This is a genomic window from Arachnia propionica (assembly GCF_900637725.1).
Classification (GTDB): domain Bacteria; phylum Actinomycetota; class Actinomycetes; order Propionibacteriales; family Propionibacteriaceae; genus Arachnia; species Arachnia propionica.
Map to the genome: position 1 here is coordinate 2,384,300 of NZ_LR134406.1, position 24,466 is coordinate 2,408,765.

Sequence of the window (24,466 nt, forward strand, 5' to 3'; positions counted from 1 at the left end):
ACGCGCGACACAGAGGATCGACGACGATGTCCAACACGAGCAGGAGACGTCGTCGTATGGGCCGTCGACAGTCGAAGGAGACCCGATGAATCAACCGAAGCCAAGGCAGATCAGCTGGCTGGACAGCACCGAGCATCGCGACTGGCTCACAAAGCACCGGGAAGCGCTGCTGGACTTCTTCCAACCCGAGGTGGTGCTGCCCGGAGCGGGCTACGCCTACCTCGATTCGCGAGGCCACGCCCTGCCCCGGCTGGGATCGCAACTGTGGTTGGGAGCGCGAATGCTGCACTGCTTCTCCATAGCGGCCATGCAGGGGCGTCCCGGAGCCGAGGACGTGGCCCGGCACGGCATCGGCTTCTACCTGAACGGCGCCGGGCGCGACACAGAGCACGGGGGGTGGTTCCCGACCGTCGGAGGCGATTCCCCCAGCTTCCGCAAGGAACTCTACGGGCAGGCCCACATCCTGCTCGGCGCCAGTTCCGCGACCATCGCCGGGATTCCCGGGGGCGAGGACCTGCTTGCGGCGGCCCTGGAGGTCATCGAGAGGTTCTGGGTGGAGGCCGACGGCGCGGGCATTGATGCCTTCGACCGCGAATTCCACCGGGCCGAGCCCTACCGTGGCCAGAACGCCAACATGCACCTGGCGGAGGCCTACCTGGCGGCCCACGAGGCGACCGGCGACGAACGGCTCCTGGAACGGGCCGCAAGGATCGCGCGCCGCATCGCGGGCCGGGCCGCCGACGCCACGGAAGGGGCCTGGCGGCTCCCGGAACACTTCGACGCCGCCTGGCGGGAACTCCCCGACCACAACCGCGACGAACCCCGGCATCCGTTCCGGCCCTACGGTTCCCAGCCCGGGCACTGGCTCGAGTGGTCGAAACTGCTGCTCCAGATCCGCGGCCTCGGGGTTCGGGAGAACTGGCTGCTGGATGCCTCCCGGCACCTCTTCGATGGCGCATTCCAGGACGCGTGGGCAAGCAACGGCGGTTTCTGCTACACCGTCGATTGGGACGGGAAACCGGTGGTTCCGGAGCGGTTCTTCTGGGAGATCGCGGAGGGCATCGGAGCGGCCGCGGGGCTGTTCCGCGCCACCGGTGAGCAGCGTTACGAGGACGCCTACCGCACCCTCTGGGCCTACGCAGACGAGCACGTCATCGACCATGTGGACGGTTCTTGGTGGCAGGAACTCGACGTGGAGAACCACCCCGTCACCCACACGTGGGAGGGCAAACCGGACCTCTACCACGCCTACCAGGCCACTTTCTACGCCCTGCTGCCCGAGAACCGGGGAATAGCCGCCTGGGTACGCGACCAGCACCGAGGCGGCACCAAAGCGGGCTGAGTTGGACTGCGAGGTGCCGGTGGATGGTTTCGACACGGGCTGCTCGTTCCTCACAGCCCGGCTCAACCAGCTTCGAGAAGAACAAAGCCGGCTGAGTCGAAACCACCCCGCAACCTGTATCCAGAACCCGCCCCTCAACTCCCGGACACACGCAATAGGTTTCGACACAGCCAGCTCGCCAAGCGAGCAGCCCGGCTCAACCGGCTTGGCTCAAAGAAACCCGCGGAAAACGAAACGGGTAGGCATCCCGGACAAGGATGCCTACCCGTCGCTTTGGATTCAGTCCTCGGACTTGTGCTCCACCGGCTCGGTGACGAGCTCCAGAACCGCCAGGGGCGCGGAATCGCCCTTGCGGATGCCGATCTTGGTGATGCGGGTGCAGCCACCGTTACGGTCCTGGAGGGTGGGGGCGATCTCCTCGAACAGTTTCGCCACCACATCCCTGTCGGTCACCGACTTCAACACCAGGCGACGGGAGTGGAGGTCGCCTCGCTTGGCCTTGGTGATGAGCTTCTCGGCCAGCGGCTGGACGCGGCGGGCCTTGGTCTCGGTGGTGGTGATACGGCCGTGCTCGAAGAGCTGGGTGGCCAGGTTGCGCAGGATGAGGCGCTCATGGGTGGGGCTACCACCCAGACGGGGGCCCTTGGTCGGCTTAGGCATTTCTCAATTCTTTCGGTCTGGTTCCGAGCAGCGCTCGGTGTGGGTTCTCAGTACTGCTCGGTCTCGGCGTAGTCGTCGTCCGTTTCGGCGTCTATGTCCTCTTCGCCCTCGTGCTCCTGGTCGTAGCGTTCGATGGCCTGGATCGGGTCGAAGCCCGGGGCGGCGTCGCGCAGCGCGAGGCCCAGGTTGTGAAGGGTGACCTTGACCTCGAGGATCGACTTGGAACCGAAGTTGCGGATGTCGAGGAGGTCCTCCTCGGAACGGGCGACGAGCTCACCGACGGTGTGGATGCCCTCGCGTTTGAGGCAGTTGTAGGAGCGAACCGAGAGGTTCAGGTCCTCGACGGGCAGGTTCAGCGATTCGGCGATCTGTTCGTCCACGGGCGAGGGCCCCATCTCGATGCCCTCGGCGTTGACGTTGAGTTCACGGGCCAGGCCGAAGAGCTCCACCAGGGTCCGCCCCGCGGATGCGACGGCGTCGCGGGGGGCCATGGACGGCTTGGTCTCGACGTCGATGATGAGACGGTCGAAGTCGGTGCGCTGCGCCACGCGGGTGGCCTCCACCTTGTAGCTCACCTTCAGCACCGGAGAGTAGATGGAGTCGACGGGGATGCGTCCGATCTCGGCGTCGGGATCCTTGTTGAGGACACTGGAGACGTAGCCCCGGCCGCGTTCGACCACCAGCTCCATCTCGAGTTTGCCGCCTTCGCTGAGGGTGGCGATGTGCAGTTCGGGATTGTGCACCTCGACCCCGGCCGGAGGCTGGATGTCGGCCGCGGTGACCTCACCGGCCCCCGCCTTGCGCAGGTACATGACCACGGGCTCGTCCTCCTCGGAGGACAGAACCAGGCTCTTCAGGTTCAGGATGATCTCGGTGACATCCTCGACCACACCCTCCAGGGTGGAGAACTCGTGCTGATTTCCCTCGATCTTGATGGAGGTCACGGCCGCACCCGGGATGGACGACAACAGGGTGCGGCGCATCGAGTTGCCGAGGGTGTAGCCGAAGCCGGGTTCGAGGGGCTCGATGATGAACCGCGAACGGTACTCGGAAACCGTCTCCTCCGACAAGGTCGGACGCTGTGCGATGAGCATTTTCTTCCTTCCCGCGCCACCCACTATTTGATGACGCGAATGCCACGACCGGAACCTCTCCGGCCGCAGGGCCCGGAAACCCGAGCTGGGCCGGCCGGCCTTTGACGTGCCGACCAGCCCGGTGGTGCCTACTACTTGGAGTAGAGCTCGACGATCATCTGCTCCTGGACGTCGATCACGATCTGCTCGCGGACGGGGAGCTGGTGGACGAGGATGCGCATCCGGTTGGGGCGGGCCTCGAGCCACGCGGGAACGGTGCGTTCCCCGTGGGTCTCACGCGCCACCACGAGCGGGTGGAGGTTCATCGACTTCTCGGCGACGTCGATGATGTCGTGGGCCTTGACGCGGTACGACGGGATGTTCACCTTCTTGCCGTTGACGAGGAAGTGTCCGTGCACCACGAGCTGGCGGGCCTGGCGGCGGGTGGCAGCGAAACCTGCGCGGTACACGACGTTGTCGAGACGCGACTCGAGGATCTGCAGCAACGTGTCACCGGTCTTGCCGGGGTGACGATCCGCTTCCTCGTAGTAACGACGGAACTGCTTCTCGAGGACGCCGTAGGCGAAACGCGCCTTCTGCTTCTCCTTGAGCTGCAGCGAGTACTCGGAGTCCTTGGTGCGGCCGCGACCGTGGACACCGGGCGGGTAGGGGCGGCGTTCGAACGCCTTGTCGTTGCCAACCAGATCGGTCCCGAGGCGACGGGACTTCTTGGTCATGGGGCCGGTGTAACGAGCCATTTTCTCTTCAGTCCTTTACTTCTCGGGCGCTCAGACGCGGCGACGCTTCGGCGGGCGGCAGCCGTTGTGCGGCACGGGCGTGACATCGGAGATGGTCCCGACCTCGAGGCCCACGGCGCCCAGCGAGCGGATCGCGGTCTCACGGCCCGAACCCGGGCCCTTGACGAACACGTCGACGCGCTTCATGCCGTGCTCCATGGCGCGGCGACCGGCGGCCTCGGCGGCCATCTGGGCGGCGAAGGGGGTCGACTTGCGGGAGCCCTTGAAGCCGACGGTGCCGGCGGAGGCCCAGGAGATCACTGCCCCGTTGGGGTCGGTGATCGAGATGATCGTGTTGTTGAAGGTGCTCTTGATGTGAGCCTGTCCGGCGAGGACGTTCTTCTTCTCCTTGCGGCGCACCTTGGTCTTGGCGGCCTGCTTGCGGCTGGTTGCCATCAGTAGTCAAATCTCCTGTCTCAGCTCACCGCGCGGGTCAGCGTGCCTTCTTCTTGCCGGCCACGGCCTTCTTCTTGCCCTTGCGGGTGCGCGCATTGGTGCGAGTGCGCTGACCACGGACCGGGAGGCCACTGCGGTGGCGACGGCCCTGGTAGTTGCCGATCTCAACCTTGCGGCGGATGTCGGCGGCAACGGTGCGACGGAGGTCACCCTCGATCTCGTAGTTGCCTTCGATGTGGTCACGCAGCGCGACGAGCTGTTCGTCGGTGAGCTGGTGGACACGGAGATCGCCGCTGACACCGGTGGCGGCGAGGGTCTCGGCGGCGCGGGTGCGGCCGATCCCGAAGATGTAGGTGAGTGCGACCTCCAGGCGCTTGTCGCGCGGCAGGTCGACCCCAACGAGGCGTGCCATGTTCTACCTTTCAGTGTTTCTGGTCCCTGTGGGCTTCCACCCGGTCAGGTCGGGGACCGCGAAGGTGTGTGGCGTGTCGCGTCCCCTCCTGGCGTGCGGCGGTTCTCTTTCGCCGCAGAGGGGCCTTGGCCTTCGTCCAAGGGTCGGGAGTCACCGTTCGGCGGCCCTTGCGATCACGTTGTGTTCAATTGTCTGGCGGGCTGGGCGACCTGCCCCGTTCCGCGATGTTCTGCGAACCCTCGCCGGGTTTTCAGCCCTGGCGCTGCTTGTGGCGCGGGTTGTCGCAGATCACCATCACACGACCGTGCCGGCGGATGACCTTGCACTTGTCGCAGATCTTCTTGACGCTCGGCTGAACCTTCATTCGAGCAACCTTTTCAATCAGCGACTGGGCAGTTCCCTGCCCAATCTGTGGTGGATGAGCTGGCCGCCGGGAAACCACGACCGCCGCAGGCGCGCGGCAGCATCCGGGCATGGACGACCGACGACAAAGCCTACGTCACGTCCCCGGTTTTCGCCAAACAGGCACGGCAAAAGATGGACGCCCGGCCGTGGGCCGGGCGTTGGGATTTCGAGTCTGGACCCGCCTGGTCACTTGTGCCGGTACACGATGCGACCACGGGTGAGGTCGTAGGGGGAAAGCTCGACGACCACTCGGTCGGCGGGCAGGATGCGGATGTAGTGCTGACGCATTTTTCCGCTGATGGTGGTCAGGACCTTGTGTCCATTGGGCAATTCCACGCGAAACATTGCGTTGGGCAGCGCCTCGACCACGGTACCCTCAAGTTCGAGGGCTCCTTCTTTCTTCGCCATGTGCTCTCATTCGTCGGTGGAACCCGGTTTACGGGTGCGGCAAGGAGCCGCAGTACCGTAAGCAGTTTACGCGGCCCCCGGCGGCACCCCAAATCCGCCCCGGCCCGGTCGCCGTCACCACCGGGCCGTAACGTTGCCCCATGCAGTACTTCGCCGTTCACTACACCTACGTCGACGACGCCGAACTCATCGCCCGCCACCGCCCCGATCACCGGGCCTTCCTGTCGGGCCTGACGGACAAGGGACTCATCGCGGGTGGCGCCTACCCCGATGCCACTCCCCCGTCGGCCCTTCTCGTGTTCAAGGCCGAGAGCGCCGAGGCCGTTTCCGAGCTACTCGCCGGGGACCCGTTCCGGAGCAACAACGTGCTGGCCGACGTCCGCATCGTCCACTGGACCCCGGTGATCGGGATCTTCGCGGAGTAGTTGGAGCAGTTTCCGCCCTCAGATCCTGGTCAGGTGCGGTTCGGCCGGAAGGTGGCGTTGTAGCCCCCGAAGGACAACCGCCGGAGCATTTCGCCGCGATACCTGGGTTCGCACACCCTCGAGACGACCCACGCCAGGGCATGGGCCATCATCCCGACAAACCGGGGGTGGCATTCATCCCCGTGAACGCCAGGCCCGCGAGATGCTGTGAGTTCTCGATGGCGTAGCAGCACGCCATTATCGAACCCGTGGAATGCCCGAGCAGCAACAACGGCACGCCGGGATACGCCTTCTCGGCGAATGCGATGACGGTTCCGAAACCACCCCACCGCCTTCGCCCAACCGTCCTCGTCTGCGAAAAACCCGAGCTGTGCACGGGCAGGGACTCGATCATGGTTGGAAACCGTTCACCCCCGCAACGCTTGGAACGCGTGGCTTCCTGCTCAGAGCAGCCAGAACAGAAGGACGGCCACAATGGCCAGCAGAGTCACCACACCCGCGACGGCCCCGACCGCCACCATTCCTATTCGCGCCGGGGCGTGGATTTCACCGGTCTGTCCCGCCGGGAGTTTTCCCTCACCGACGATCGCGGGGGTCTCTAGCGCTGCTGCCGGAAGCTGTTCCACCACGGGAACCAGATCGCCCAGGGTCTTCGCGCCGTAGATCACATCCATTGACTGCCGGTAGGAATCCGATTCCATCCGGCCGTCGGCGAATGCGTCCGAGACCCGCTTGGACAGCGCCTCCCGTTCCGTCTCGCCGACCGGTTCGGCCGCGCGTTGGAGATACCGGGAGGATGGCGGCAACTTGTTCATGCGATCAATGGTAGAAGTCCGGTGCGTCACTCGTTGAGCGGCCCGAAGGCAACACCGCGCGCGGTCAGTTCCGCTTCTCCTCCGTCAGGTTCCGTGAGCACCCAAAGGCCGTGCTCCGTGATGGCCACGGTGTTCTCCCAGTGGGCTCCGCGTTCCCCGTCGCGGCTGCGCACCGTCCAGTCGTCGGCGGCCACCACCGTCTGGTGAAATCCGAGGGTCAGCATGGGTTCGACCGCGATCGCCATCCCCACCCCGAGACGCGGGTTGGGGCGGAACCTGAACTGGTTCGGGACGTCCGGTTCCATGTGCATCCGGGAGCCGATCCCGTGCCCCGTGTAGTCGCGCAATGACCCGTAGCGGCGTGGCTGGTGCTTGACGCACCACTCGATGGCCCGCGACACGTCCCCGACGCGACCTCCGTCACGGACCGCGGCGATGCCTGCCCACATGGCCTGCCGGGTGGCCTCAATCATCCCGAGATCCTCCGCCCGGGCCTCGCCGACCACGAAACTGCGGGCCGCGTCACCGTGCCAGCCATCCAGCACGGCGCCGAAGTCGATGGAGACGAGATCGCCGTCACGGATCACCCGGTTCCCCGGGATGCCGTGAACCAGTTCGTCGTTCACGGAGATGCACGACACCCCCGGAAACGGGGTGCCGTACTCGGAGCCGTAGCCCAGGAAGTTCGAGGTCGCCCCGTGCTCGGCCAACACGTCCCGGCCCACCGCGTCGATCTCGGCGGTGGTGACACCCACCGCGGTGGCCTCCTGCATCCGGCGCAGACCCTCGGCCACGACCAGTCCCGCGGCTCGCATCTTCCTCAGCTGTTCGGGCGTCTTGATCTCTATCGACATCTCAGGCCTTGCGCGCAGCCACCGCCTCGAGCATCCGCTGCCGCACCTCCTCGACGGTGCCGGTGCCTTCGATCTCCACGAGCAGCCCCTGCCGCTCGTAGTGGAACAGCAGCGGCGCGGTCTGGCCGGCGTAGACCTCCATGCGACGTCTGATGGTGTCCTCGTTGTCGTCGGTCCGTCCCTCCTTCTGGGCCCGGTCCAGCAGGCGCGCAACCAGCACGTCGGGCTCCACCATCAACGAGACCACGGCGTTGAGGCGCCGTCGCTGGCGGGAGAGATGCCGGTCCAGGAAGTGCACCTGGTGCATGGTTCGTGGGAAACCGTCGAGAAGGAACCCGGATGCGCAGTCCTCCTCGGCCAGCCGGTCAGCGACAATGGCCTCCGTCACGTCGTCGGGAACGTATTCCCCGGCCTCGATGATGGCCTTGACCTTGACACCCAACTCGGTGGCGTTGCGGATGTTGGCGCGGAAGATGTCGCCCGTTGAAATCGCTGGCACCGAATACGCCTCTGCCAGAGCTGTCGCCTGGGTGCCCTTGCCTGCTCCGGGGGCACCCATGATGAGCATTCTCACCTCAGGAATCCTTCGTAGTTGCGTTGTTGCAGCTGACTTTCGATGCGCTTGACCGTGTCAAGGGCCACACCGACGATGATTAGGATGGAGGTTCCGCCGAACGGGAAATTCTGGTTCGCGCCGACCGCGATGAACGCGAGGGTCGGGATCATCGAGATGATCGCCAGGTACAGCGACCCCGGCGCGGTCAGGCGGTTCAACACGTAGGTCAGGTAGCGTTCCGTCGGTTTGCCGGCGCGGATACCGGGAATGAAGCCGCCGTACTTCTTCATGTTGTCCGAGACCTCCTCGGAGTTGAAGGTGATGGCGACGTAGAAGTAGCAGAAGCCGACGATGAGCAGGAACTGCAGGGTGCTGTAAACCCAGCTGTTCGTGTGGAAGTTGGTGGCGATCCACTGCCCGGTCCCGGACTGGGGCCGGAAGGTGGCGTAGAGGATCGGCAGGTAAAGGATGGAGCTGGCGAAGATCACGGGGATGACGCCGGACTGATTGATCTTCAACGGGATGTAGGTGGTCGAACCACCCACGAGCCTGCGTCCGACCATGCGCTTGGCGTACTGCACGGGGACGCGCCGTTGTCCCTGCTCCATGAACAGGATGCCGAGCATCACGAGCAGACCGATGGCGACGATGGCCAGGAACAGGAACCAGCCGGTGGCCCCCTGGTGGCCCTCCTTGATGGACCACAGGCCGGTCGGGAACTGGGCGGCGATCTGGGTGAAGATCAGCACGGACATGCCGTTGCCGACACCGCGGTCGGTGATCAGCTCGCCCAGCCACATGATCACGACGGTCCCGGCAGTCATGGTGAGCACCATCGTGACCAGCGGGAAGAGTTCCACCTTCTCGTGGAGGATACCGATGCCCTTGCAATCCGGCAGCAGCTGATCCGTGCGCGCCATGGTGACGAATGCCGTCGCCTGGAGCAGCGCCAGAACGAGGGTGAGATACCGCGTGTACTGCGTGATCTTGGCCTGCCCGGCGGCGCCCTCCTTACGGAGAGCCTCCAGCCGCGGGATCACCACGGCCAGGAGCTGCAGGATGATCGAGGACGTGATGTAGGGCATCACTCCCAGGGCGAAGATCGTCAGGTGCAGCAGGGCACCGCCCGAGAACAGGTTGATCAGGGAGTAGAGCCCTGCCTGCTGACCTCCCGCGGCTTTGTTAAGGCATGTGTTCAACGCCTGCATGTTCACGTTCGGGGCAGGGATGGTGGAACCGAGGCGGAACACCAGAAGGATCCCAAGCGTGAAGAAGATCTTCTTGCGCAGCTCAGGCGTCTTGAACGCGCTAGCGAAGGCGGAGAGCATCCGGCCCCTCTTTCAGTTGCTCAGCAAATTACCCGTCACCCATCTCAGGCAACCTAGGCAGCGTACCAAGGGGCACGCACATTCCCCAATGCCGTGCCACGCCCGGGGCCGCCCGGGCACCGCCGGTACCGGCACCGGGCCCCTTCCCCACGCGACACCTCCCCGGAAGGTATTGCATACTTCCGGCCAGCTCTCCTATGCTTTCCAGCATTGACTTCGCGACGTAAGCGTCGTCGTTGGTTGGGGGACATCATGAAAAAAGTAATGACCGTGTACGGGACCCGTCCCGAGGGCATCAAGATGGCGCCTGTCATCCGCCGCCTCGAGGAGGATCCGCGATTCGAGTCGATCTCGGTGGTCACGGGACAGCACCGCGAGATGCTTGACCAGGTGGGCGAGGTACTGGGAATCACCCCGACGCACGACCTCAACGTTTTCGCGCCGGGCCAGACCCTCAACGAGATCATGGCCCACATCATCACGCTGCTCGACCCGATCCTCGAGATGAAACGCCCCGACGCCGTTGTGGTCCAGGGCGGCACATCCACCGTCGCGGCGGCCGCCCTGGCCAGTTTCAACCGGCACATCCCCGTCGTCCATCTGGGGGCGGGGCTCCGCAGCGGCGACATCGAGGCGCCGTTCCCGGAGGAGGCCAACCGCAGCATCGCAACACGGATCAGCTCCCTCCACCTGGCCCCGACCCAGCGGTGCCGGGTCAATCTGGAACGGGAGGGGGTGCGCAGCGAGGACATCATCGTCACCGGGAACACCGTCATCGACGCCCTGATGCGGGCGGTGGAGGCCGAGGTCCCCATCCAGGACGAGAGGATCCGCGAGGCGATCGCCTCGAACGCACCGATCCTGCTGGTCACCGCCCATCGCCGCGAGAACTGGGGAGCCCCCATGGAGCGGATCGGCAACGCCGTCGCCCGGCTGGCCTTCCGCCACCCTGGGCTCCGCGTGATCCTGCCGGCCCATCTCAACCCGATCGTCAGGCACTGTCTGCTACCCCCGTTGGTCGGCCTGGACAACGTCATCGCCTGCGATCCCCTCCCCTACGGTGAGTTCATCCAGCTGTTGAAGGCATCGAGTGTCGTCCTGACCGATTCCGGCGGGTTGCAGGAGGAGGCCCCGGCCCTCGGCAAACCCGTCCTGGTGCTTCGCGAGAGGACGGATCGTCCGGAGGCGGTCGAGGTCGGTGCGGCCCGGCTGGTCGGCACCGACGAGGAGACCATCCTCGCGGAGGTCGGCAGCCTGCTCAGCCTCCCCGCCGGCCACGCCCCGATTCCCGAGTCGGTCAATCCCTACGGTGACGGTGCGGCCGCGGTGCGGGCGGTCGCGGGAATCGCGGCTTTCCTCGGTGTCGGCGATCCCCTGCCCGATTTCGTCAGCCACACCCCGGCGCGCCCCTGGCCGCTCACCAAGTCCGCCTGAAAGCTCCACCTGGGTTCGGGGGTCCTAGCGGAAACGGAACCCACCCGGTGGGAAAAGGGAAGGGGCCGGGTGCCGAATCCTCGGATCGGCACCCGGCCCCATTTGTCTTGCGCTGTCGCTCAGGCCTCCACCGCGGAGCCGCCGGCAGCGGCCAGCTTCTCCTTCGCGGAGTTCGAGAACGCGTCGGCCGTCACGTTGAGGGCGACGTTGATGTCGCCGTCGCCCAGCACCTTGACGAGCGCTCCACCGCGGACGGCACCGGCCTCGACGAGGTCCTCCACCGTGACCGCTCCCCCCCTGGGGAACAGCTCGGCGAGGCGACCGACGTTGACGACCTGGTACTCCACGCGGAACGGGTTCTTGAAGCCCTTGAGCTTCGGGATCCGCATGTGCATCGGCATCTGGCCGCCCTCGAAGTTCGCGGGGACGTTTTTGCGAGCGCCCGTGCCCTTCGTGCCGCGACCGGCGGTCTTGCCCTTGGACGCCTCACCGCGGCCCACGCGGGTCTTGGCGGTGTTGGCGCCCGGGGCGGGACGCAGGTGATGAATCTTGAGAGCCATTACTTGACCTCTTCCACTTCCACGAGGTGGGCGACGGTGCGGATCATGCCGAGCACCTCGGGACGATCCTCACGCACCACCGTCTGGCCGATGCGTTTCAACCCCAGGGTGCGAAGCGTGGCCCGTTGGTAGTCCTTGCCGCCGACCCCCGACTTGATCTGGGTGATCCTCAGTTCAGCCATCAGCCGGCCACCTCTTCCTTGCGTGCACGGAGCAGCGCCGCCGGGGCGACGTCCTCCACCGGCAGGCCACGACGCTTCGCGACGGCCTCCGGTTCCTCGAGCTGCTGCAGGGCGTCAACCGTCGCGTGGACGACGTTGATGGCGTTGGCCGAGCCGAGCGACTTGGCCAGCACGTCGTGCACACCGGCGCACTCGAGCACCGCACGCGCCGATCCACCGGCGATGACACCGGTACCGGGCGAGGCGGGGCGCAGAAGCACCACGCCGGCGGCCTTCTCACCCTGCACGGGGTGCGGGATGGTGCGCTGGATCAGCGGCACGCGGAAGAAGTGTTTCTTGGCCTCCTCCACGCCCTTGGCGATGGCAGCGGGCACCTCCTTCGCCTTGCCGTAGCCGACGCCGACGGTTCCCTCACCGTCACCGACGACCACCAGGGCGGTGAAACTGAAACGACGCCCACCCTGGACGACCTTGGCGACGCGGTTGATGGCGACCACTCGCTCGAGATACTGGTTCTTCTCTTCCCTGGAAGCCTGGCCACGACGATCGTCACGGCCACGACGCTCCCCACCGCGGCGATCACCGCGCTGCTGGGTTTCACTCATCGTGTTCCCTATCCTCTCGTCGTTCTCAGAATCCGAGACCGGCCTCGCGCGCCGCATCGGCGAGCGCGGCGATCCGGCCGTGGTACTTGTTGCCGGCGCGGTCGAAGACGATGTTCTCGATGCCGGCTTCCTTCGCGCGCTGGGCGATGATTTCCCCCACCTTGCGTGCCTTGGCGGACTTGTCGCCCTCCGCCGCGCGCAGGTCCGCTTCCATGGTGGATGCGGAGACCAGGGTGCGGCCGGCGGTGTCGTCGATCACCTGGACGTACAGGTGCCGCGCGGAGCGGGTGACCACCATGCGAGGCCGCTCGGCGGTGCCGTTGATCTTCTTGCGGCCACGCAACTGACGGCGGGCACGTGAGGCGGTCTTCGCCGCCAGGCCCTTGCGTATGCCAAGCGAGATAGCCATTACTTACCAGCCTTTCCGGCCTTGCGGCGGACGTGTTCGCCCGCGTAGCGAACGCCCTTGCCCTTGTACGGCTCGGGCTTGCGGATCTTGCGGATGTTCGCGGCGGTCTCACCGACAAGCTGCTTGTCGATGCCGTGCACCGTGAACTTGGTCTGAGTCTCGACGGTGAAGGTGATGCCCTCCGGGGCGTTGACCACCACCGGGTGCGAGAACCCGAGGGCGAACTCCAGCTGGGTGGGGCCCTTCGCGACGACACGGTAGCCGACGCCCACGATCTCGAGTTTCTTCTCGTAGCCCTGGGTGACCCCGGTGACCATGTTCGACACGAGGGTACGGGTCAGGCCGTGCAGGGAACGGGACAGCCGCTCGTCGTCCGGACGCGACACCTGCAGTTCGCCCTGCTCGTTCTTCGCAATGGTGATGGGTTCGCGAACGGTGAACTTCAGCTCACCCTTGGGGCCCTTGACGGCCACGTCCTGGCCGTCGATCTTGACCTCGACGTTGGACGGGACCGCGATCGGGAGCCTGCCAATTCGTGACATGTTCTATCTCCTTTTCAGTCTCGTCGGGTCACCAGACATAGGCGAGCACTTCGCCGCCCACGGACTTGGCGTTTGCTTGTTTGTCGGTCAGCAGCCCCTGGGAGGTGGAGATGATGGCGATACCGAGACCGCCGAGCACCTTCGGGAGGGCGTTGGCCTTCGCGTAGACGCGCAGACCGGGCTTGCTGATGCGACGGAGCCCTGCGATGGAGCGCTCGCGGGAGTCACCGTACTTGAGGGTGACCTTGAGCACCTTGCCCACCTGTCCTTCGACCTCGGTCAGCTCGAAGTTCGAGATGTAACCCTCGGCCTTCAGAATCTCCGCGATGCCGACCTTGATCTTCGACGACGGCATGGACGTCGACTCCTGGTACGCCTGATTGGCGTTACGCAGACGCGTGAGCATGTCTGCGATGGGATCAGTCATTGTCATGGCTGTTTGGCTTCTTTCTCGCCCCGGTTTCCCTCACTGCTGGGGACCTTTGGCAAATCGAAAATTGGAAGTTCTTCTCGTGGCGCTCTGGGTCACCAGGACGACTTGGTCACGCCGGGAAGCTGACCCGCGTGGGCGAGGTCACGCAGGCAGACGCGGCACAGACCGAACTTGCGGTACACCGACTTGGGGCGACCGCAGCGCTTGCAACGGGTGTAGGCGCGCACACCGAACTTCGGTTTGCGGGACTGCTTGACCTTGAGTGCTGTCTTAGCCATGGTTCACGCTCACTTCTTCTTCCTGGGCTGGAACGCGGGGCCGCGGCCACCCTTGACCGGCTTCGGGTCGTCGACGGCCTTGAAGGGGAAACCGAGGTGCTTCAGCAGCGCACGACCCTCCTGGTCGTTGGTGGCCGAGGTCACGAACGTGATGTCCATGCCGCGGACGCGATCGATCTTGTCCTGGTCGATCTCCAGGAACATGACCTGCTCGTTCAACCCGAAGGTGTAATTGCCCTTGCCGTCGAACTGGCGGCCGTTGAGGCCACGGAAGTCGCGGATACGGGGCAGGGCCAGGGTCAGCAGCCGGTCGGCGAACTCCCACATGCGGTTCCCGCGGAGGGTGACGTGGCAACCGATGGGCATGCCCTCGCGCAGCTTGAACTGGGCAATGGACTTGCGGGCCCTGGTGATGGTGGGTTTCTGGCCGGTGATCACGGTCAGGTCGCGGACGGCACCGTCGATGATCTTGGAGTCGCGAGCGGCCTCGCCGACGCCCATGTTGACCACGATCTTGGTCAGACCGGGGATCTGCATGACGTTGGCGTACTTGAACTCCTCCCGCAGGGCGGGGACGATCTGTTCGCGGTACTTCTTCTTCAGGCGCGGGATCTCGATGTCGTTGCTCATCAGATCTCCTTCCCGGTCTTCTGGGCGATGCGGACGCTGCGCTGGGCCTGGTACTCGGACCCGTCGGAACGCCTCTTGGTGACATCGACGCGCTGGTAGCCGACCCGGGTCACGACCTCCTTGCCATCAATCTTGGTGACGAGCTGGACGTTCGAGACGTGGATGGGGGCCTCGAAGCTGATGATGCCGCCCTCGATGCGACGCCCGTTGGCGCCCTGGGATTCGCGCTTGTGCCGTTTTACGACGTTGACGCCCTCGACGGTCACCTTCTGGGCGCGGGGATCGACGGCGATGATCTCACCGGTCTTGCCCTTGTCCTTGCCGGCGATGACCTTGACGCGGTCGCCCTTCTTCACGTGGAGCGAGTTCATCTCAGATCACCTCCGTGGCGAGTGAAGCGATGCGCGTGAACTTCTTCTCACGCAGTTCCCGGGCCACCGGGCCGAAGATGCGGGTGCCGCGGGGCTCCCCGTCGCTCTTCAGGATAACGGCGGCGTTGTCATCGAACTTGATGTACGAGCCGTCGCCACGGCGACGCTCCTTGGCTGTACGCACTACGACGGCCTTGACGATTTCGCCCTTCTTGACGTTGCCGCCGGGGATCGCGTCCTTGACCGTGGCGACGATGATGTCACCGAGGTAGGCGTAACGACGCTTCGAGCCACCGAGAACGCGGATGCACAAGAGCTCCTTGGCACCAGTGTTGTCGGCGACCTTGAGTCGCGACTCCTGCTGGATCATTTGTTCTCCTCCGTCCGACCGGTTCCCGGGCCCGGGCCTGGTCGGAACTCGCATGATGAACCCCCTGGATTTTGCCAGGAGGCGCCCCGGGCCTCGGGCACGGGGTTTCGTCGCCCGAGAGAGGTCCCCACCCGGATGGCCGGAGGGCACAGACTCAAGGCAACTTGCAAAGCGTACCCCAAGGGGCCCCGTCAGGCGAAACCGATACCAGCACCTTCTCAGCGGGCCGCCCGAGAGAAGCCGAACCACCACGGGCTTCGCGCCGCCAAGATCCACCACGCGAATTCGATTGTGCGCTCGAAAACAACCTTCGGGGTTTCTTCTCCGGGGTACTGACTGGCCGGTAGTGTGTGGTCATGGATGAGCTACGCAGTGACCCGGGCTGGGTTGAGGAACTGATGGGGGCGTATTTCAAGCATCGGGGTGGCCCGTTGGGGGTGGGTGAGGCGGCTTCCCGGGAGGTGTTGGAGCGCTTCGAGGGAGTGTTTCCGGCCTCGATTCTGCAGATCTGGCGGACTGTTGGTTTCGACGGTATCGCCAATGGCAGGCATTGGATCACGAATCCTTTGGAGTGGGCGCCGGCGGTGGAGTCATGGCTGGAGGGCCTGGAGTTGCCGTTCCCAGAACAGCAATGGTGGTGCATCGCCCGCACTCCCTTGGGCAGCATGCAACTGTGGGGAGAAACCTCCGGACCCGCACTGAACATCGTCTCAGTGTTCGGGTTTTTGTATCCGGATTCCGATTCTCATCGGAGCATGTTGGATCCGGTGATGCGGGAACGCTCTGGCTGCGTGAGTTTGTTGACCCCGCTAAAGGATGCTGCTCGGGATGATGTTTCGAGACGACGGCTGGTTGATGAGGGATTCAAAAAGTTTGGGTCTCTCGGACCGGATGAGGTATTCGCCCTGGTGCCGGCCTACTGCCTGACAGGCCGCCTAGACGCGTCACTTCTTGCCAAGGAACCCGCTGTAGCGCATGTGGCGTTTCTGGGACAAAACACCGAACCAGAAATACGACCCGATTTGATGGCCTCCTTTGGTGACGCGCTCGTCGAACAAATCGTCACCCAGGACAACCAGCCCCCGAACAGCTCTGGGCAGTGACAAGAAACCGTCATGCCTGACCCGCACACACACAAACCAGAACAAACACAGACACAGAATCAGCAGCAGGAACCAGTAGGGCTTGCTGTTGCAGCTCCCGGCGCGGCCACAACATCCGTGATACATGGAACCGGTCCGGGTTTGGTGGCCACTGATGGTTTCCGCCCTGCTCTCACCGGTGATGGGCACCAGGTTCTGGTGTGGGACACCCCCACCCCACAGGAACGCCAGTTGATCGCGGCAGCCCGCCATGGTGAACCTCTTCCCGGTGTGCAAACCAACCACACCACCCCGCTGCCCGTGTTACCGCATGATGAAACAGAACCAGTGCAGGTGGTGTATCACGCCGGTCGTTCCGGCACCGAGGCCTCGCAACACCCCGCGGAATTCGCCCGTCAACTCAGCCGCCAATACGAAGCCCTGTCCTACCTCACAGTGGACGAATACCTCAAAGGACGCGACCTCTACAAAACCAACAAACGCGCACCAAACTCATCAGCAATCGAAACAGACCGCGCCGGCCTTGAGAAGCAGATCGTCATCAGGCTTGTCCGAGAGTACAGGTTTGATCCGGACAAGGCTGAGGAGAAGGCTGCTGAGGCGGTGCAGTCTTTGGCGGCGTTGCATGAGCCCGATCAGTCTCTCCAGGGCACCCACCAACTCACCTCCGGGGAGATCGTGTGGGGTAACGGGCCGGTCAATTCTTCCATCGGCGGTCAACACAAACCAGGAGTTGCTCTCCTCGACAAGAAAGCCCGCGCCGCTCAGCAGGCCGGGAAAGGACAGCATTACCTGAATGTGCGAGTGGTTCTCTGTGGCAATTCGCGGCTCGCTTCCCGTATCAGAAACGAGAAAACACATGTCGTCGTCGATTCGATAGAACACGAGAAACATGTTCCCCGGTCCCCTGCAGTGGACGCGAAGATCCTTGCGCGGGAACTTAACGCCAAATACCCCGAACTCTCACACAGTCCCCCACAACCCACCACCACACCAACACAACCAGCCACCCCAAACAAAATCGACCAAGTCAAAAACATCCTGACAGCAGCATTCCCCAAACCAGCCGCGTCAACACAAGCAGCTGCCACAAGCAAAATCGATCAGGTCAAGAACATCCTGACAGCAGCGTTCCCCAAGCCAGCCACGCCAACCACGCCGAAGCAACCAGCCAAACCCCTCACCCCACCCACCAGACACCGCGGTCGAAACCACTCACAAAACCAAATAGAACGATAGGGCCTGGACTGCTATAGGTTTTGTGGATGGTAGTGAGAACTTGGATTGTGGTTTAGGCTGCCGTCCACAAAACCTACAGCAGTCCATCCCGTAAGAACGTGGCGATGGGGCGGGACGACAACTCGAAGCGCATTCCAGATTCTTGCTGCTCTTCACCAAATTTGCGATGGCTTATTTTGTTTTGTTGATCGAAACGCGCTCTGCCCCACACCTGAAGGCGTTATTCACGGGGTTGATTGTGGGTGTATGTTCTGAGGATTTTCAGGTTGGTGACGAGGTGGATGATTCCGGGGAGTTCTTTGAGGCGTCCGTGGTAGCCGTGTGACAGGATTCTCCAGGTTTTCAGTTGTGCGATGCAGTGTTCGACGTTGACGCGGATTCGGGCGATGGCAGTGTTGAAGTCTTTGTCGTGGCTGGTGCGGGACTGGTTGGGCAGCTTCTTGATCGGGGCGATGGCGGTGGTGGCGATGTAGGCGGTGTCGGCGATCCATGTGGCGTCGGAGGAGTCGAGGAGGTCTTGCCAACCGCACAGGTTGATGGCCTTCAAGTCATGTCGGGATCCCGGCACCAGGTCAAAGACGGCGATGAGGTCACCGCGGTCGGTGGAGGCGACCTGGACATTGAGGCACTGGACCTTGCGTTTCCCGGAGTAGTTGTGGCTGTTGCTCGCTGGCTGGGCGGTTCCCGGTAGGGGGCATGGGTGCCGTCAATGAGGATGAGGTGCCCTTGCTGGATCGCCTCGGCGAGTCCGCCCGGGAGGAAGAGCAGGACTGCTTCGAGGAGGACGGTGATACGTCGCCAGATCCTGGAGATCGTGGGCTGAGAGACTCCCAGGAGGTCGGCGACCACCATCCGGGGCAGGTTCTGGCGAAGGATCAGCAGGCAGGCCACCACCTGGTCCCGCAGGGGGATACGGCATCTGGACAGATCCATCCCTCGACCCTCGATCACATCGGCGGCACGGCAGGTGATCTCGTCAAATGTTTTCTCGCAAAGCCCCGTTGTAGACTGGTAACGTATCGACTGCTTTCATGATTGGTTTATGTTGCAACTCAATCGTTTCATGAAGCAGTCGATGTTCTTTGTGTTACTGGCGGCGTTTCACCGAGAAAAAAACCCTCGTGAATAACGCCTTAAGACTATCATAAGGATCATGAGAAGAATCACTTTCGCCCGCATTATGTGACAGATTTTACGGCTTGTTCGGCAGGGACGGACGGCCGGCGCCCGTGAAGAGTGGTCCGTAGTGGGGATCATTGAGAACATCAGGTGTCACCCGAACGGCAAGTCCTGGGCGTGGTGCTTCAATCATGCCGCCCTTGCCATCCGCTATGCCTACGTGTCCGGGGAAGAACAGCAGGTCTCCAGCTTGGATGTTTTCCTTGGCTACGGGAGCGGTCATTCGCTGCTGTGCACTTGACTCGTGAGGAAGTTTCACTCCGAGTTTAGACCAAGCCCACAAAACGAGGCCTGAGCAGTCGAAACCGACGATTGCGGAGCCGTCCTTTCCTCCCGGGGAGCAGCAGAAACCTTTAGTTGGGCCGGTTTCGTCCCCACCGCCCCAACTGTAAGGGACACCGATCTGGGTCATAGCATAAGCGGCCACTTGTTCTCCGGCAGTTCCGTTGCTGGGTATCCCCTCAGCGGCGGGAGCGCATTCATAGCTGCCGATTCCCGTGTTGATTCGGGGAAGTAGTGCAGCGACGGTGGCTTCGTGTTTGGTGTAGTGGCGAGGGAAGTCCGATTTCTGTACCGCTTGTGCTATTTCCCCCAAGTCTTTTCTATTCATCCAGTCTTTTATGTCGATCAGGCCGGGAAGGTGGTATCCGGGCGGACCTGCTGCACCCTCTGGGTTGAGTCCATATGCGATTAATGACATGTCGTGGCCTTGGTAGAAGGTCGCAGCCGCGTAGCGTACGTCGTTGAGGATTGCTGTGTTCTGTTCTACGGACAAGCCGTCGGCATACCATCCTACTTTGGCTCTCTGTTGGAAAATGCCGACATCGACATCACTGTTGGGTGTGGTGGTACTCTTATCAGCACCGAGAGTGGATTCTTGGAGCGCTGTCATCAATGCGATCGCCCATGCTTTGGGTGGCAGGCCAAGCTTCTGACCTGTCTCGACGATGGCAGTTGCGTTGGCGATCTGCTCTTCTGTGAGCGAACCGGATTGGTCCACACCCTGCGGGTTCGGTAGAAATGCCGCCACATCGTCAGCCGTAATGGCTCGTGAACCGTTGAAGGTGATGCCAGGCACGCCATCGAAAGAAAACCCGAAGCGTTCCATCAGTTCTTTGGCTGGGTCGACGGCTTCACCGTCGTGGCGGATTTCAAAATGAAGATGAGGGCCCGTTACTCCCCCGGACTTCCCTTCAACCGCGATCTGTTGTCCGGTGTTGACCCTATCACCCACTCTTACGGATACGCTGGACAGGTGAGCGTAGCGCGTGGTCGTTCCTCCACCATGATTAATCTCCACCCATAACCCATATGATCGATTCCCGAGATTTTCAATCCTTACTACCTCGCCGGCCGTAGCAGCCAGAACGGGTGCGTCCCCTGCCGGGGAAGCCAGATCAATTCCGGTGTGCATATCCGGTGCGCCTGTAATCGGCGAGACGCGAGGACCAAACTGGGCAGTCACCCTGTAGGCGGCACCCATCGGGACACTCCATGCACTAGATGCAGCACCATCGCTTGGTGAGCAGTTTTTCTCTTGGTTGCGCCTTTCAGAAGGTGACACCGATCCGAGAACAGCTGTCATCAAGGGCATGACAAACATCAGCAGCAGGCACATTCCGAAGATCTTTACTAATCGCATCACTCCTCCAATTCGTAAGACCTTGAGGCATATTCGCAGGCCGCTTTTCGGCCAGCGAAACTCTTGCTCAGACCGCCCCTGAAGACAGCCGCGAATAGGCCATCTCGTAGGTATCTATTCTTCATCACTGTCAGAATCAATATCGAATTCATCTGGCGATTCCACTACGGATGGCGATAGATTCAAAACGTCATCACGCTTGACGCGACGGTGAACACGTTTTCCCGACTTATGTCTGTTGATGATCGTGGATGGTAAGATCGGATCCTCCCCCGACAGCATAGCTACGAGCACGGGCCTGCTCACCTGCAACGCCATCTCCACCTGTTTCAAGGTCATCCAGTAAGGCCACGTGCTAACGTCGGTGGGGTCCAGCTCCAAGATTGCCATGCGCCCAGTCTGCCAGAAGTGTACCCGGAGGCCCCCATGAGTTACCTTCTAGCACCCCCAAGTCATCTGACATCTTAGCTGTAGCGTCGCGGCCGGAGACGCACTAAAGCGATTTCGACGTCATTTAAATAATTCTTAGATATTCTAAGCAATTTTAACAATCTACTGCATACTCTACCAATGGACTGTTAGGATCTAGCCATGAGTGATGCAAGCGTTCCTCGTGGTGGAGGTCGAGGGCCGGGTCTAACGGCGCTCCGCGCTCCTGCTCCTCACCAGGTAGAGCAGGATCAGTTCGAGGCGCGGCAGCCGTTGTCACTCCCCGTAGATCCACCAGACGGCCAGACGATGGTGTCAGCGGAGCCGGAATTGGAGGAAGAGCCAATATCTGCCTCATCCGTATCTTTGGAGCCAGATCTGCCTCCGGGGCCGGAGCCGACGAAGGCTCCGAACTTGGTTCTCAGCAAGTCGTTCAGCGCCAGCGCCTCGGCGTTGTCGAGTTCGCTGCGTGCGCTTGGGGACATGGCTCCTCCTGCGGGTTGGCGTAGATGGCTGCGTCTTGGGCCGTCGAAGAAGGCGCTGGAAGCTGCCGCGCGCAAGGCGAAGCTGCTGGCAACATTCGATGAGACTTTGACGATTGCTGTAGCTTCACCGAAAGGGTCAGCGGGGAAAACCCCGACGGCCCGTGGTATCGCGGCTGCGTTTGGTGCTGCACGTGGTGGTGGAGTGGTTGCTGTCGATCTCAACGAGTTGCGCGGCACATTGGGACAGCGGTCGGTCATTACGCATGATCGGCACATCGGCCATTTGGTCGAGGCGGCCGATTATCTGCTCGGGCACCGAGCGCGCACCGTGGAGATCGAGCGGTGCATGAACCGTCAACCAGATTCCTTCGAGTGGGTGCTCACCTCGGATCCGACCACTACAGAACCCATGTCTGATGAGGATTTCACCAAAATCCACACGGTACTTAAACGATTTTACCCGATCTTGGTTATTGACACCGGCAACGCTGAGTTGGCCAGCTCTTGGAGATCGGCCGCAGCCGTGGCGGATCTGATTGTGGTCCCGATGAAATGGCGTGCCGATCACATCGCTCCTGCCAGCAGGATGTTGGAAGGTATGCTCGCGCGTGGTGAGCAGGTCGGCGGGCGGGTTGTAATCGTTGGCACCAATGGCGTTAAGGAAGCCGATCCCTTGGCCCGCGCGAAGGCTTTAGAACATTTCCATGGCCTGCCGATCGTGGAAATTCCCGTAGATCCTGCCCTGAACGGACAGATAATCCGCTGGAATAGCCTCAGTGATTCGACCAAGGTTGCTTTCGAGACTTTGGGTGCCACACTTTCGGACCTAGCACAAGCACAAGGAGTAACACGATGAAAGACCTCTTCAAGGATCTCTCTCCCAGTTTTGGTCCCTTTGCAAAGGTCTTCGACAGCTGGGTGTCGACTACCCTTGCGCTCGTTTGGGCTTGTGGGTTCGTCTTCGCCGCCTACCATCTGATTATCGCGGTTGGTGCGATTGCCTCCGCCCGACGTCACCACCGCGCGGATGGTGAGGCGACTGTGGGCCGGCTTGTCTGGCCCGGCCTGTCATTGATCGCTCTGGCTCTCGTCCCCACGATCTACGCTGCTTTGGTCAGCTAATCTTATTAAGCAAGGAGTTTCCATGGTCCGCGTCGTGACCGACAATCGTCCGGACCCTGCCGCGATGAAGCGGCGGAGGCCCTTCGTTTTCCTACTTGCTGCCGTGATGGCCCTTCTTCTGGTCTTCGCGTTCTGGCTCGGTACCAGAACAGGTCAAAATCCGTCGGCGGGTGGCAGCGCTCCAGCCACCGCCTCGGAGTCTTCCACCCCCACTCCTCCCAGGTACATGACAGTTGACGGTGAGGTGGTCCCCGGTCTGTGGCGAGGAACCGCGACCGTGGGCAGCGGTAACTCGAAAGCCATCTACGGCATCCCCTACGGATGGCCCCGCACCATCGACGGCGCCGTTGGGGCAGCCATGAACATCGAAGCCGCTTTCTATAGCCTTCCCGCTATGGTCGAGAACACTGCCGCTCAGCTCTTCCCCAAACTTTACACCGGAGCTGCTTTGGAAGAAGTCCTGAAGGGCAAGTCGTATGTGTGGTTCCGGAAAAAGGGTCGCGAAATGGCTGGGATGAATGATGATGGAGTGGTTCTGGATCTCAATGGCAAACCGTCGAAGGAGAAACGTTTCTATGGTGGCGGTATTCCGCAATACGGCGCCTATATTGTCCGCTCCTGTGAGAAAGATTCCACTGGTCAACCGTCGCGTGTTGAAGTCGCGGTCCTGATTCCCATGTATGGTGGAACCGGAACAGATGATGACATGAGCAATGTTCATCTACAGTTCAAGCAGATTAATAATTCTTTGGTGTGGGTTGATGGTGACTGGCGCTCCGAGACCTCCGGATCCGTGGAAAACGTTTGGAAGAAGAAGGTGAGTAATCAGGGATGGGAACACCTGAAATCTCTGGTCGGTGAAGGCTGGGCGGTTCCGGCTGATGCCACCCAGGAACCCTTCGAGGGTGCGGTGCTCACCCAATGAGAAAACTCTTGGTAACTGCATTCGGCATTCTTCTTGCCGCATTCATTCTCGGAAATATCTCAGCACATGCCGATCAGGGTCAAGGTGAAAAGAAGTCTTGTATCCCGTGGTGGGCTGAGATATCGGGGGAAATTTGCCCACCGGATCGAGATGATCCACCCATGATGCCTGTAGACCCCACGCCGACTGCAGCCCCTACGGCAACCGAACCGCCACCAAGTGCTTCTGTGGAGCCGCCCACTCCTCCGCCATCCGAGGCACCATCCCCCCCTCCCCCGAGTGCGTCATCGAATCCGTCGCCCACGACGGCTGCGGAAGAGTGGGCTGAGGAAGCGGCGAAGTCTGCTGGAGAACTGGCCTCCAGGGTTGGGATTGGTGCAGGTTCCCGAGATGGTGACTGGGGTTCTGGGATCGGTGAAACCTTTGGAGTCACCTTTTCCATCGGATTGGTTATTTTCGCGGTCGTCATGATCATGATGCTGGCCCGAGCGTCTCGGGGTCATTATAGTCCAGAAGCCCGTTCAGAATTCGCGGATGCGTTGCCAAAGATAGCGATTTACGTCCCGTTGATGCTGTCTACTCCTACCGCAGTGCACTGGGTCAGCACTCTTGGTAAGGACCTCAGTGAATCTTTTGCCAATGAGATCGGTAATTCCTTCGGGGACATGATGAGGGCTATGGGTGGATCAATGCTGCGAGGGGGAGTCTTTGGTTTCATCGGTGGTGCGGTCTTGGCCTTGATAATCCTTTTTGTTCTTCTCATCGCCATGCTTGTCTGGTTCATTGAAGATTGCGTCGCTGAATATGCCCTGTATATTTTAACTATCCTAATCCCAATCAGCACAGCTCTGTCATTGTGGCCATCCAATAAGCGGCTGAGATGGCGACTCATAGGCGCAATTGCTGGTTGCGCTCTTGTCCCGGCGGTTTCGCGGTTCGCATATTGGATAATGTCAAAGTTTATGGTTACCAATGTATTTTCCGGGACGCTTGACATGGCTACGATGGTCAAAGCGATCGTAGTGATTGCCATGTCAACATCGATGCCGATTATACT

The 24,466-nt window shown here is 62.1% G+C and carries 32 protein-coding genes and 3 pseudogenes; 9 read left to right on the plus strand and 26 right to left on the minus strand.

What is annotated here, in order from left to right:
- Positions 1 to 85 precede the first annotated feature (85 nt).
- Entirely contained in the window at positions 86 to 1,342 is a 1,257-nt protein-coding gene (locus EL272_RS10565) for an AGE family epimerase/isomerase (protein WP_014847207.1), read from the plus strand.
- A 291-nt stretch (positions 1,343 to 1,633) separates the two neighbouring features.
- Here EL272_RS10565 and rplQ read toward each other — a convergent pair.
- From rplQ to infA, 7 genes and pseudogenes are all read right to left on the minus strand, one after another.
- Positions 1,634 to 2,002: pseudogene (rplQ, locus tag EL272_RS10570) on the minus strand (50S ribosomal protein L17); the annotation flags it as partial.
- A gap of 47 nt (positions 2,003 to 2,049) precedes the next feature.
- Positions 2,050 to 3,096, minus strand: coding sequence for a DNA-directed RNA polymerase subunit alpha (locus EL272_RS10575; RefSeq protein ID WP_014847209.1), 1,047 nt, complete (start codon positions 3,094 to 3,096; stop codon positions 2,050 to 2,052).
- Between the two features lie 131 nt (positions 3,097 to 3,227).
- A complete protein-coding gene (gene rpsD, locus EL272_RS10580; RefSeq protein WP_014847210.1) occupies positions 3,228 to 3,833 on the minus strand; it encodes a 30S ribosomal protein S4 in 606 nt (201 codons plus the stop codon).
- Between the two features lie 30 nt (positions 3,834 to 3,863).
- Positions 3,864 to 4,268 (minus strand): 30S ribosomal protein S11, encoded by a 405-nt coding sequence (gene rpsK, locus EL272_RS10585; RefSeq protein ID WP_014847211.1) that lies wholly within the window; start codon positions 4,266 to 4,268, stop codon positions 3,864 to 3,866.
- A gap of 37 nt (positions 4,269 to 4,305) precedes the next feature.
- Complete coding sequence (rpsM, locus tag EL272_RS10590) at positions 4,306 to 4,680, minus strand: 30S ribosomal protein S13 (protein WP_014847212.1); 375 nt, start codon at positions 4,678 to 4,680, stop codon at positions 4,306 to 4,308.
- A 250-nt stretch (positions 4,681 to 4,930) separates the two neighbouring features.
- Entirely contained in the window at positions 4,931 to 5,044 is a 114-nt protein-coding gene (gene rpmJ / locus EL272_RS10595; protein ID WP_002514836.1) for a 50S ribosomal protein L36, read from the minus strand.
- A 227-nt stretch (positions 5,045 to 5,271) separates the two neighbouring features.
- Positions 5,272 to 5,493 (minus strand): translation initiation factor IF-1, encoded by a 222-nt coding sequence (gene infA / locus EL272_RS10600; RefSeq protein ID WP_014847213.1) that lies wholly within the window; start codon positions 5,491 to 5,493, stop codon positions 5,272 to 5,274.
- 140 nt (positions 5,494 to 5,633) lie between these two features.
- Here infA and EL272_RS10605 point away from each other — a divergent pair, with 140 nt between their 5' ends.
- Complete coding sequence (locus EL272_RS10605; protein ID WP_061788438.1) at positions 5,634 to 5,918, plus strand: YciI family protein; 285 nt, start codon at positions 5,634 to 5,636, stop codon at positions 5,916 to 5,918.
- 148 nt (positions 5,919 to 6,066) lie between these two features.
- On the opposite strand, the gene EL272_RS10610 is transcribed toward EL272_RS10605, so the two are convergent.
- The 5 genes from EL272_RS10610 to secY are packed head-to-tail and all read right to left on the minus strand — an operon-like array spanning position 6,067 to position 9,471.
- Complete coding sequence (locus EL272_RS10610; RefSeq protein WP_061788437.1) at positions 6,067 to 6,312, minus strand: alpha/beta fold hydrolase domain-containing protein; 246 nt, start codon at positions 6,310 to 6,312, stop codon at positions 6,067 to 6,069.
- Positions 6,313 to 6,361: 49 nt separating this feature from the next.
- Positions 6,362 to 6,733 carry a DUF1707 SHOCT-like domain-containing protein gene (locus tag EL272_RS10615; protein ID WP_061788436.1) on the minus strand — a complete coding sequence of 124 codons (372 nt, stop codon included), beginning with the start codon at positions 6,731 to 6,733 and terminating at the stop codon, positions 6,362 to 6,364.
- Between the two features lie 26 nt (positions 6,734 to 6,759).
- Positions 6,760 to 7,587: a type I methionyl aminopeptidase gene (gene map, locus EL272_RS10620; protein ID WP_014847217.1), complete on the minus strand. Its 828-nt coding sequence runs from the start codon at positions 7,585 to 7,587 to the stop codon at positions 6,760 to 6,762.
- Between the two features lies 1 nt (position 7,588).
- Positions 7,589 to 8,161, minus strand: a complete 573-nt coding sequence (locus EL272_RS10625) for an adenylate kinase (RefSeq protein WP_014847218.1) — start codon at positions 8,159 to 8,161, stop codon at positions 7,589 to 7,591.
- Positions 8,158 to 9,471: a preprotein translocase subunit SecY gene (gene secY, locus EL272_RS10630; protein ID WP_014847219.1), complete on the minus strand. Its 1,314-nt coding sequence runs from the start codon at positions 9,469 to 9,471 to the stop codon at positions 8,158 to 8,160. Before secY ends, EL272_RS10625 begins: the two co-directional genes overlap by 4 nt.
- Positions 9,472 to 9,723: 252 nt before the next feature.
- Between secY and wecB the strand changes: the two genes are divergently transcribed.
- Positions 9,724 to 10,905, plus strand: a complete 1,182-nt coding sequence (gene wecB, locus EL272_RS10635) for a non-hydrolyzing UDP-N-acetylglucosamine 2-epimerase (RefSeq protein ID WP_061788435.1) — start codon at positions 9,724 to 9,726, stop codon at positions 10,903 to 10,905.
- Positions 10,906 to 11,024: 119 nt separating this feature from the next.
- Here the strand turns inward: wecB and rplO are convergent, their stop codons facing one another.
- From rplO to rplN, 10 genes are all read right to left on the minus strand, one after another.
- A complete protein-coding gene (gene rplO / locus EL272_RS10640; RefSeq protein WP_014847221.1) occupies positions 11,025 to 11,465 on the minus strand; it encodes a 50S ribosomal protein L15 in 441 nt (146 codons plus the stop codon).
- Positions 11,465 to 11,647, minus strand: coding sequence for a 50S ribosomal protein L30 (gene rpmD, locus EL272_RS10645; protein WP_014847222.1), 183 nt, complete (start codon positions 11,645 to 11,647; stop codon positions 11,465 to 11,467). Before rpmD ends, rplO begins: the two co-directional genes overlap by 1 nt.
- Positions 11,647 to 12,252 (minus strand): 30S ribosomal protein S5, encoded by a 606-nt coding sequence (gene rpsE / locus EL272_RS10650; RefSeq protein WP_014847223.1) that lies wholly within the window; start codon positions 12,250 to 12,252, stop codon positions 11,647 to 11,649. The genes rpmD and rpsE overlap by 1 nt, the downstream gene beginning before the upstream one ends.
- 25 nt (positions 12,253 to 12,277) lie before the next feature.
- Complete coding sequence (rplR, locus tag EL272_RS10655) at positions 12,278 to 12,661, minus strand: 50S ribosomal protein L18 (RefSeq protein ID WP_014847224.1); 384 nt, start codon at positions 12,659 to 12,661, stop codon at positions 12,278 to 12,280.
- The gene (gene rplF, locus EL272_RS10660; RefSeq protein ID WP_014847225.1) at positions 12,661 to 13,203 is read right to left on the minus strand and encodes a 50S ribosomal protein L6; all 543 of its coding nucleotides are present in this window, start codon (positions 13,201 to 13,203) and stop codon (positions 12,661 to 12,663) included. The genes rplR and rplF overlap by 1 nt, the downstream gene beginning before the upstream one ends.
- A gap of 28 nt (positions 13,204 to 13,231) precedes the next feature.
- Positions 13,232 to 13,636: a 30S ribosomal protein S8 gene (gene rpsH / locus EL272_RS10665; protein ID WP_014847226.1), complete on the minus strand. Its 405-nt coding sequence runs from the start codon at positions 13,634 to 13,636 to the stop codon at positions 13,232 to 13,234.
- Positions 13,637 to 13,728: 92 nt separating this feature from the next.
- Entirely contained in the window at positions 13,729 to 13,914 is a 186-nt protein-coding gene (locus EL272_RS10670; RefSeq protein ID WP_014847227.1) for a type Z 30S ribosomal protein S14, read from the minus strand.
- Positions 13,915 to 13,923: 9 nt separating this feature from the next.
- Positions 13,924 to 14,544 carry a 50S ribosomal protein L5 gene (gene rplE, locus EL272_RS10675; RefSeq protein WP_014847228.1) on the minus strand — a complete coding sequence of 207 codons (621 nt, stop codon included), beginning with the start codon at positions 14,542 to 14,544 and terminating at the stop codon, positions 13,924 to 13,926.
- Positions 14,544 to 14,915: a 50S ribosomal protein L24 gene (gene rplX / locus EL272_RS10680; protein WP_014847229.1), complete on the minus strand. Its 372-nt coding sequence runs from the start codon at positions 14,913 to 14,915 to the stop codon at positions 14,544 to 14,546. Before rplX ends, rplE begins: the two co-directional genes overlap by 1 nt.
- A gap of 1 nt (position 14,916) precedes the next feature.
- Positions 14,917 to 15,285 carry a 50S ribosomal protein L14 gene (gene rplN / locus EL272_RS10685; protein WP_014847230.1) on the minus strand — a complete coding sequence of 123 codons (369 nt, stop codon included), beginning with the start codon at positions 15,283 to 15,285 and terminating at the stop codon, positions 14,917 to 14,919.
- 356 nt (positions 15,286 to 15,641) lie between these two features.
- On the opposite strand from rplN, the gene EL272_RS10690 reads away from it, so the two are divergent.
- Positions 15,642 to 16,388, plus strand: a complete 747-nt coding sequence (locus EL272_RS10690) for a GAD-like domain-containing protein (protein WP_041696598.1) — start codon at positions 15,642 to 15,644, stop codon at positions 16,386 to 16,388.
- Between the two features lie 12 nt (positions 16,389 to 16,400).
- The gene (locus tag EL272_RS10695) at positions 16,401 to 17,627 is read left to right on the plus strand and encodes a polymorphic toxin type 15 domain-containing protein (protein WP_073970142.1); all 1,227 of its coding nucleotides are present in this window, start codon (positions 16,401 to 16,403) and stop codon (positions 17,625 to 17,627) included.
- Between the two features lie 220 nt (positions 17,628 to 17,847).
- Here EL272_RS10695 and EL272_RS10700 read toward each other — a convergent pair.
- The 4 genes and pseudogenes from EL272_RS10700 to EL272_RS10715 form a co-directional block, all read right to left on the minus strand.
- Positions 17,848 to 18,240, minus strand: a pseudogene (locus tag EL272_RS10700) (transposase family protein); the annotation flags it as partial.
- Positions 18,171 to 18,560, minus strand: a complete 390-nt coding sequence (locus EL272_RS16065) for a helix-turn-helix domain-containing protein (protein WP_110644296.1) — start codon at positions 18,558 to 18,560, stop codon at positions 18,171 to 18,173. The gene EL272_RS16065 and the pseudogene EL272_RS10700, both read right to left, overlap by 70 nt.
- Before the next feature lie 259 nt (positions 18,561 to 18,819).
- The gene (locus EL272_RS10710; RefSeq protein WP_082793939.1) at positions 18,820 to 20,448 is read right to left on the minus strand and encodes a peptidoglycan DD-metalloendopeptidase family protein; all 1,629 of its coding nucleotides are present in this window, start codon (positions 20,446 to 20,448) and stop codon (positions 18,820 to 18,822) included.
- 114 nt (positions 20,449 to 20,562) lie between these two features.
- Positions 20,563 to 20,838, minus strand: a complete 276-nt coding sequence (locus tag EL272_RS10715; protein WP_123824175.1) for a hypothetical protein — start codon at positions 20,836 to 20,838, stop codon at positions 20,563 to 20,565.
- Between the two features lie 453 nt (positions 20,839 to 21,291).
- Between EL272_RS10715 and EL272_RS10720 the strand changes: the two genes are divergently transcribed.
- The 4 genes and pseudogenes from EL272_RS10720 to EL272_RS16070 all read left to right on the plus strand — a co-directional run.
- Positions 21,292 to 22,218 carry a MinD/ParA family ATP-binding protein gene (locus EL272_RS10720; protein WP_123824173.1) on the plus strand — a complete coding sequence of 309 codons (927 nt, stop codon included), beginning with the start codon at positions 21,292 to 21,294 and terminating at the stop codon, positions 22,216 to 22,218.
- Entirely contained in the window at positions 22,215 to 22,484 is a 270-nt protein-coding gene (locus EL272_RS10725) for a hypothetical protein (protein ID WP_041696603.1), read from the plus strand. The genes EL272_RS10720 and EL272_RS10725 overlap by 4 nt, the downstream gene beginning before the upstream one ends.
- A gap of 22 nt (positions 22,485 to 22,506) precedes the next feature.
- Positions 22,507 to 23,409, plus strand: coding sequence for a hypothetical protein (locus EL272_RS10730; RefSeq protein ID WP_014847236.1), 903 nt, complete (start codon positions 22,507 to 22,509; stop codon positions 23,407 to 23,409).
- 569 nt (positions 23,410 to 23,978) lie between these two features.
- A pseudogene (locus EL272_RS16070) lies at positions 23,979 to 24,434 on the plus strand (type IV secretion system protein); the annotation flags it as partial.
- Positions 24,435 to 24,466: the final 32 nt, after the last annotated feature.

Bases quoted from the DNA above. Each gene is read 5' to 3' on its own strand.
- EL272_RS10565 (WP_014847207.1), top strand. From the start codon at position 86: ATGAATCAACCGAAGCCAAGGCAGATCAGCTGGCTGGACAGCACCGAG.
- EL272_RS10575 (WP_014847209.1), bottom strand. From the start codon at position 3,096: ATGCTCATCGCACAGCGTCCGACCTTGTCGGAGGAGACGGTTTCCGAG.
- rpsD (WP_014847210.1), bottom strand. From the start codon at position 3,833: ATGGCTCGTTACACCGGCCCCATGACCAAGAAGTCCCGTCGCCTCGGG.
- rpsK (WP_014847211.1), bottom strand. From the start codon at position 4,268: ATGGCAACCAGCCGCAAGCAGGCCGCCAAGACCAAGGTGCGCCGCAAG.
- rpsM (WP_014847212.1), bottom strand. From the start codon at position 4,680: ATGGCACGCCTCGTTGGGGTCGACCTGCCGCGCGACAAGCGCCTGGAG.
- rpmJ (WP_002514836.1), bottom strand. From the start codon at position 5,044: ATGAAGGTTCAGCCGAGCGTCAAGAAGATCTGCGACAAGTGCAAGGTC.
- infA (WP_014847213.1), bottom strand. From the start codon at position 5,493: ATGGCGAAGAAAGAAGGAGCCCTCGAACTTGAGGGTACCGTGGTCGAG.
- EL272_RS10605 (WP_061788438.1), top strand. From the start codon at position 5,634: ATGCAGTACTTCGCCGTTCACTACACCTACGTCGACGACGCCGAACTC.
- EL272_RS10610 (WP_061788437.1), bottom strand. From the start codon at position 6,312: ATGATCGAGTCCCTGCCCGTGCACAGCTCGGGTTTTTCGCAGACGAGG.
- EL272_RS10615 (WP_061788436.1), bottom strand. From the start codon at position 6,733: ATGAACAAGTTGCCGCCATCCTCCCGGTATCTCCAACGCGCGGCCGAA.
- map (WP_014847217.1), bottom strand. From the start codon at position 7,587: ATGTCGATAGAGATCAAGACGCCCGAACAGCTGAGGAAGATGCGAGCC.
- secY (WP_014847219.1), bottom strand. From the start codon at position 9,471: ATGCTCTCCGCCTTCGCTAGCGCGTTCAAGACGCCTGAGCTGCGCAAG.
- wecB (WP_061788435.1), top strand. From the start codon at position 9,724: ATGAAAAAAGTAATGACCGTGTACGGGACCCGTCCCGAGGGCATCAAG.
- rplO (WP_014847221.1), bottom strand. From the start codon at position 11,465: ATGGCTCTCAAGATTCATCACCTGCGTCCCGCCCCGGGCGCCAACACC.
- rpmD (WP_014847222.1), bottom strand. From the start codon at position 11,647: ATGGCTGAACTGAGGATCACCCAGATCAAGTCGGGGGTCGGCGGCAAG.
- rpsE (WP_014847223.1), bottom strand. From the start codon at position 12,252: ATGAGTGAAACCCAGCAGCGCGGTGATCGCCGCGGTGGGGAGCGTCGT.
- rplR (WP_014847224.1), bottom strand. From the start codon at position 12,661: ATGGCTATCTCGCTTGGCATACGCAAGGGCCTGGCGGCGAAGACCGCC.
- rplF (WP_014847225.1), bottom strand. From the start codon at position 13,203: ATGTCACGAATTGGCAGGCTCCCGATCGCGGTCCCGTCCAACGTCGAG.
- rpsH (WP_014847226.1), bottom strand. From the start codon at position 13,636: ATGACAATGACTGATCCCATCGCAGACATGCTCACGCGTCTGCGTAAC.
- EL272_RS10670 (WP_014847227.1), bottom strand. From the start codon at position 13,914: ATGGCTAAGACAGCACTCAAGGTCAAGCAGTCCCGCAAACCGAAGTTC.
- rplE (WP_014847228.1), bottom strand. From the start codon at position 14,544: ATGAGCAACGACATCGAGATCCCGCGCCTGAAGAAGAAGTACCGCGAA.
- rplX (WP_014847229.1), bottom strand. From the start codon at position 14,915: ATGAACTCGCTCCACGTGAAGAAGGGCGACCGCGTCAAGGTCATCGCC.
- rplN (WP_014847230.1), bottom strand. From the start codon at position 15,285: ATGATCCAGCAGGAGTCGCGACTCAAGGTCGCCGACAACACTGGTGCC.
- EL272_RS10690 (WP_041696598.1), top strand. From the start codon at position 15,642: ATGGATGAGCTACGCAGTGACCCGGGCTGGGTTGAGGAACTGATGGGG.
- EL272_RS10695 (WP_073970142.1), top strand. From the start codon at position 16,401: ATGCCTGACCCGCACACACACAAACCAGAACAAACACAGACACAGAAT.
- EL272_RS16065 (WP_110644296.1), bottom strand. From the start codon at position 18,560: ATGGATCTGTCCAGATGCCGTATCCCCCTGCGGGACCAGGTGGTGGCC.
- EL272_RS10710 (WP_082793939.1), bottom strand. From the start codon at position 20,448: ATGCGATTAGTAAAGATCTTCGGAATGTGCCTGCTGCTGATGTTTGTC.
- EL272_RS10715 (WP_123824175.1), bottom strand. From the start codon at position 20,838: ATGGCAATCTTGGAGCTGGACCCCACCGACGTTAGCACGTGGCCTTAC.
- EL272_RS10725 (WP_041696603.1), top strand. From the start codon at position 22,215: ATGAAAGACCTCTTCAAGGATCTCTCTCCCAGTTTTGGTCCCTTTGCA.
- EL272_RS10730 (WP_014847236.1), top strand. From the start codon at position 22,507: ATGGTCCGCGTCGTGACCGACAATCGTCCGGACCCTGCCGCGATGAAG.